We start from the raw sequence: 5877 nt of genomic DNA, 5'->3' as shown, positions 1-5877 counted from the left end.
GGACTCCGCCCGTCTCCACCCCCGCCGCGCCCCCGGCGGCCCCGGCCACGCCTCCCCCGCCCGCGCCCGGCGCCGGGAAGATCAACCTCGACAAGGGCCGCGTCAGCCTCCAGAAGAACCAGACCGTGTCCCTGATCAAGGGCGGCCTCCCCCTGCTCTCCCAGGTCAGGATGGGGCTCGGCTGGGAACCGGCGTACCGCGGCAAGGACATCGACCTGGACGCCTCGGTCATCGCCTACGGGCCGCAGCGCAACCACATCGACAGCTGCTACTTCGGCAAGCTCCAGATCGTGGGCGGTGCCATCCGGCACTCCGGCGACAACCTCACGGGTGAGGGCGGCGGGGACGACGAGACCATCATGGTCGACCTCGGCCGCCTGCCCCAGGAGGTCACGGGCCTGGTCTTCACGGTGAACTCCTTCTCCGGCCAGAAGTTCACCGAGGTCGCCAAGGCCTACTGCCGCCTTCTGGACGGCACGACCGGTGAGGAACTGGTCCGCTTCGACCTGACCGGCGCCGAGCCCCAGACCGGCGTCCTGATGGCCAAGCTCATCCGCCAGTTCTCCGGCGAGTGGGAGATGACGGCCATGGGCGACTTCGTGAAGTCCCGCACGGTGAGGGGCATGGTGAAGCCGGCGGCGCAGGCGCTGTAACCCGCCACCGGCCTCCGGGGACGCCCCCTCACCCAGGGGGCGTCCGGCTCACCATGTCAGCGGCGCCGCGCTCCCAGTCCCTCGATCAGCAGCGTCAGGTACCGCCGGAGGTGCCGGTCCTCCCCGTCCGCCAGTTCCGATGCCGTCGCCATTCCGTGAGCCAGCCGCAGCACGTCGCTCGGCTCGACGTCCGTCCGCAGCGTGCCCTCCGCCTGTGCCGCGCGGACCAGCCGCCCCGCCGCGGCCCGGACCGAGTCGCCGCAGGCCGTGTTCACAAGGGAGCCGCCGGAGTCCGTGACGGCCGGGCCCAGCAGCACCTTCAGCCCCCGCATCCGGATCATCCCGGCGCCCAGTTCGTACAGCCACTCCCCCAGCGCCTCGCCCGGCGGCAGTTCCTCCGCCAGCACACCGGCCCGGGCCGCGATCGCCTCGACACGGTCCAGATAAGCGGCCTCCAGCAGCGCCTGCCGGGTCGGGAAATGCCGGTACAGCGTGCCGGAGCCGACCCCGGCACGCTTGGCGATGTCGTCGAGCGAGGCGCCCTCGCCGTGCTCTGCGAAGGCCTCCGCGGCGACCGCCAGCAGCCGCTCGTGGTTGCGCCGGGCGTCCGCCCGCATGGGCCTGACCTGCGCCACGCGACCACTCCTCACGAACCGGGGACTTTCTCCGCACTCTACCGAGACGGCGCGCCGGCACCCGGCCCCTACATCTTCATCGCCCGCGCCGCCAAGGCCCGCAGGAAGTGCCGTGCCCCGAACAGGAACACCACGACGCTGTTGGCAGACCCTCTTCCGGGTCGTGGTGCCGCACCTGCGGCCGGTGGTCCTCTTCGCGGCCGTCCCCTCCACCACCAACGGCGCTGCCGCGGGCCCGTTCACACGGGGATGGGGGGAAGGCTTCCTGGATGAGGCGCGTGGTGGTCGAGCCGACGTCTCGCGGTGGGGGTTTGCGAGTGTCCGTGGACGTTCACGCGAGCGTTGCCGGCGAGCATCGGGGGCCCGAAATCCGGTGTCAAGGGAACGGCGAGGCTGATCTACGGGGGGTCAGCCGGAGTCGCGCACCACGAGTTCGGGTGTCACCCACGCGTCCGCGCCCCGCAGCGGCTCTTCGCCCGCGCGCAGCCGGGCCACCTGCTCCACGGCCAGCCGTCCCAGCTGCCGCTTGTCGATATGCAGGGTGGTCAGGGCGGGTTCGACCAGCTCGCCCAGCGAGAGGCCGTCGAAGCCGAGCACGGCCACGTCCTCCGGAACGCTCCGGCCACGCCGACGGGCGGTGCGCATCGCCCCGACCGCGACCAGGTCGTTGAAGCCGAAGACCGCGGTGACGTCGGGCCACTGGGCCAGCAGCCGTTCCATGCCGGCCTCTCCCCCCGCCACGCTGTGCTCGGGGCACATCACGACCCAGTCCTCGTCGACCGGCAGGCCGAGCCGCCGTGTCTGCTCCAGGAAGGCCTGTCTGCGGGGGCCGGGGCCGTGTATGCCGTCCAGCATGCCGATCCTGCGGTGCCCGGCGCGGAACAGATGGTTCATGCCCCGCTCGACACCGGTGGCGGCGTCGATGCCCACGGCCGCGAACCGGGTCTGCTGCGGGCCGCGCTCCAGCAGCACCAGCGGCACGCCTCCGAGGTGCCGGGTGAGCACGTCGTCCGGGCCCTTGAAGTAGCCGACGACCGCGTCCGCCTGGTGGGAGAGCACGTCGAGCGCCTCCCGCTCCCTGGCCTCGTCGATCCGGGAGTCCCACACGACGACCTGCCAGCCGCGCTGCTCGGCCGCCTCCAGCACTCCGGCGGCCACCTCGGGGAAGAACGGGTTGCGCAGGTCCGGGATCACGAGACCGGCCGTCACCGCGCCTTTCTGCACGAGCCCGCGCGCGAACCGGCTGGGCCGGTAGTCCAGCAGCCGTGCCGCCTCCAGGACCCGCTCCTTGGTGCCGGCGTCGATCTCGCCCTTGTCGTTGACCGCCCGCGACACCGTCTGGCGTGACACTCCGGCGAGCCGTGCGACGTCGTGGATCGTGGCCCGGCGCCGGGCACCGTCGGACCGCTCCGCACTCGGCTCCGCACGCTGATTGTCCGTCCACACGTCCAGCACTGTATCCGCCACGGGAGCCTGCCCGGCAGGGGGAGCCGGACGGATGCCCTCCGCATCCCCACCGCCACAGACGCCACCGCGCTCCCGCACTCGCGTACGGCGAGAAGGGGCCGTGTCGGAGGGCGTCCGCCCGCAGCGGTTGGCGCGTCAACGAACAGTCAGTCGGTATCGGGGCCCATCGCGCCGTTCCGAGGACGGACCCCCGGCGCGGCCCCGACCCACACCCCACGCGAAGGCGAAGCGAACGCGGTCGCAGCCCGGCCGACCACCCAGACCCCGCATCCACCGCCCCCGTCACTCACCGAGCTCGGTGAACAGCGTCAGCCGAAGCGCACCCGGCGCTTCGAGGCGGGAGTACAGGGAGTTCCAGGGAGCGCGCGTCGGCTCGGCCACGACCTCGGCTCCGGCCGCGGCCAGCTTCGCCGTCGTCGCGCCGGAGTCGTCCACCTGGAAGGCGACCCGGATGTGCCCGGCCACCCGCCGCCCCACCTCGACCTCGTCGATGAACGCGGCGCGGTTCGGGTCGGTGAGCTCCAGGGTGGCCCGCCCGGCGTCGAGGATCGTGACCCGCCCGTCCTCCGAGGCGAACGCGCCCTGCTCGGTCAGGCCGAGCACGTCCCGGTAGAAGTGCAGCGCGGCGTCGTAGTCGTCGCGGTCACGACCAGGCGGAGTTCACGAACGGCTGGTGTGTCGGACATGGCGGCTCCTCCAGGACGTCGGCTGACCGGACCACCCGACGGCCCGCCGGATGACTCCCCGCGCACCCGACGGCCCACCCTGATGATTCCCCCGCACACCCGGCGGGCCGCCCGTCAGAACAGCGCGCTGTACGCGTTCAGCGCCGGCTGCCCTCCCAGGTGGGCGTAGAGCACCGTGGAGTCGCGCCCGATCTCGCCCCTCGACACCAGGTCGATCATCCCGGCCATGGACTTGCCCTCGTAGACGGGGTCCGTGACCATCCCCTCCGTCCGGGCGGCGAGCCGCATCGCGGCGAGAGTGGTCTCGTCGGGGACGCCGTAGACGCCGGCGTGGTACCGCTCGTCGAGTTCGATGTCGGACTCGGTCACCTCGCGCTTCAGGCCGATGAGCTGCCCGGTGCGGTCGGCGATACGGGCGATCTGACCGCGGGTCGCGGCCGGCTTCGCCGAGGCGTCGATGCCGAGCACGCGCCGGGGCCGCCCGCCGGCCTCCTCCAGCACGGCGAACCCGGCGACCATGCCGGCCTGGGTCGACCCGGTCACCGAGCACACCACGACGGTGTCGAAGAAGACGCCCAGCTCCCGCTCCTGCTCGGCGACCTCGTACGCCCACCCGGCGAAGCCGAGTCCGCCGAGCGGATGGTCGGAGGCCCCGGCCGGGATGGCGTACGGCTTCCCGCCGCCCTCCTCGACCTCCCTGAGCGCCCGCTCCCAGCTCTCCTTGAAGCCGATGCCGAACCCGGCCTCGACCAGCCGCACATCGGCCCCGGCCAGCCGGCTGATCAGGATGTTGCCGACCTTGTCGTACACGGCGTCGGGCCAGTCCACCCAACTCTCCTGCACGAGCACGCACTTGAGCCCGGCCCGGGCGGCGACGGCCGCGACCTGGCGGGTGTGGTTGGACTGCACGCCACCGATCGACACGAGGGTGTCGCAGCCCTGGGCGAGCGCGTCGGCGACCAGGTACTCCAGCTTGCGGGTCTTGTTCCCGCCGTACGCCACACCGGAGTTGCAGTCCTCGCGCTTGGCCCAGAGGGAGGCGCCGCCGAGATGCGCGGTGAGCCGTTCCAGGGGGTGCAGGGGCGAGGACCCGAAGAGCAGGGGGTAACGCTCGTACGAGGAAAGCGACATGAGTCCTCCCGGGTCGGTCTCGATCGTCGGCCGGTGCCGACCGGTCTCAGTCGGCGAGTTCCTCGAGCCCTCGCCAGATCTCCGCCGTGACGAGCACCGCCGCGTCCGCGTCACCGGCCGCGCAGGCCTCGATCAGCCGCTCGTGCAGCCCGGCGGACCGGCAGCTGCCGCCCTCGCCGAAGCGCCGTCGCTCCAGGCGGCGGATGAGGGGGGTGAAGCGGGCGACGGTCGCGGCAGCCGCGCGGTTGCCGCTCACCCGGACGAGGACGTCGTGCAGGTCGTCGTCGGCCCGCAGCGCCGCGTCCACGTCTCCGGCGGACACGGCGGCGGCGAACCGCTCGTTGGCCGCGCGCATCACCGCGAGGTCGGCGGCATCCAGCCGGGGCACCGCCACCCTCGCCACGAGTTCGTGCAGGGCACCGACGACGGCGGCGGCGTCCCGGACGTCGGCCGTCACCAGGGGGGTCACTCGGGTGTAGCTCTGCGGCTTGCTCTCCAGCAGCCCTTCGTCCACCAGCCGGGAGAACGCGTCGCGCACCGGCGCCCGGGACAGCCCGAGCCGCTCCGCGAGCTCGGCGTCCCGCACCGCCGCACCCGGCTCGATCTCGCCGGCCACGATGGCGTCCCTGATCGCCTCGTACGCGCGGTCCCTGAGCAGGGTGCGGGGCACGGGTCGGATGGCTTCCATGGACTGAAATGTTAGATGTCAGTACGCCCTTCAACAAGGGCCGCGCACCCGCCCGCACACAGATCCGCGCACAGAACCGTGGCCCGCCCTCCCCTCGCGGCGCGGGCCACGGCCTGTCGCCCCTCAGGCCGCCCAGGGCCAGTCGGCGTCCCGGGAGGCCTCGATCAGCGGAACCATCCGGAAGGCGGCGTCCGAGAGCCCTCCGAACGTGTGCCGGTCACCCGTGCCCGACGGGCCGTGGCCCGCCCGGTACCCGGCGAGGTTCCAGGTGTAGACCGGCACACCGGCCGGGATCTGCTCGGTCGGGTCGCCCCGGTGGTGGTGCGTGTACTGCTCGTCGGTGACGATCAGTACCCGGTCGTGCTTCTTGTAGTGCCGGCGCACCGCCTCCGTGGTGTCGGTGCCGCCCAGGTCGCCGAAGCGGTCGAGGATCTTGAGCACCGACTCGCCCCGGCGGAACCTCACGCGGTCGCTCGTCGAGCCGAACTCGACCAGGTCCGCGCGCTCCGCCCGCAGGGCGAGCGCCGTGCCGAAGATCGCCGCGGCGTCGGCGCGGGCCCGAAGCACGCGCAGAAGGTCATGCACGCGATCTGGGGCGCGCACATGATGTCGCTGAC

General features: G+C 72.8%; 5 protein-coding genes and 2 pseudogenes. 1 reads left to right on the top strand and 6 read right to left on the bottom strand.

The window, feature by feature from the left end; translation table 11 throughout:
* A partial coding sequence (locus tag ABZ281_RS33935; protein ID WP_356661785.1) for a TerD family protein occupies positions 1–653 on the top strand: 653 nt, incomplete at its 5' end.
* A 56-nt stretch (positions 654–709) separates the two neighbouring features.
* On the opposite strand, the gene ABZ281_RS33930 is transcribed toward ABZ281_RS33935, so the two are convergent.
* The 6 genes and pseudogenes from ABZ281_RS33930 to ABZ281_RS33905 all read right to left on the bottom strand — a co-directional run.
* Positions 710–1288 carry a helix-turn-helix domain-containing protein gene (locus tag ABZ281_RS33930; RefSeq protein WP_356661783.1) on the bottom strand — a complete coding sequence of 193 codons (579 nt, stop codon included), beginning with the start codon at positions 1286–1288 and terminating at the stop codon, positions 710–712.
* 408 nt (positions 1289–1696) lie between these two features.
* Entirely contained in the window at positions 1697–2734 is a 1038-nt protein-coding gene (locus tag ABZ281_RS33925) for a LacI family DNA-binding transcriptional regulator (protein ID WP_356661781.1), read from the bottom strand.
* Between the two features lie 303 nt (positions 2735–3037).
* Positions 3038–3441, bottom strand: a pseudogene (locus tag ABZ281_RS33920) (VOC family protein).
* Positions 3442–3555: 114 nt separating this feature from the next.
* Positions 3556–4572, bottom strand: coding sequence for a 1-aminocyclopropane-1-carboxylate deaminase (locus ABZ281_RS33915; RefSeq protein ID WP_356661779.1), 1017 nt, complete (start codon positions 4570–4572; stop codon positions 3556–3558).
* A 46-nt stretch (positions 4573–4618) separates the two neighbouring features.
* Positions 4619–5260, bottom strand: coding sequence for a GntR family transcriptional regulator (locus ABZ281_RS33910; RefSeq protein ID WP_356661777.1), 642 nt, complete (start codon positions 5258–5260; stop codon positions 4619–4621).
* Positions 5261–5383: 123 nt separating this feature from the next.
* Positions 5384–5877: pseudogene (locus ABZ281_RS33905) on the bottom strand (hypothetical protein); the annotation flags it as partial.

The organism is Streptomyces sp. NPDC006265, assembly GCF_040613555.1.
In the GTDB taxonomy this organism is placed as follows: Bacteria; Actinomycetota; Actinomycetes; order Streptomycetales; family Streptomycetaceae; genus Streptomyces.
This window is presented reverse-complemented; position numbering and strand designations above follow the sequence as displayed.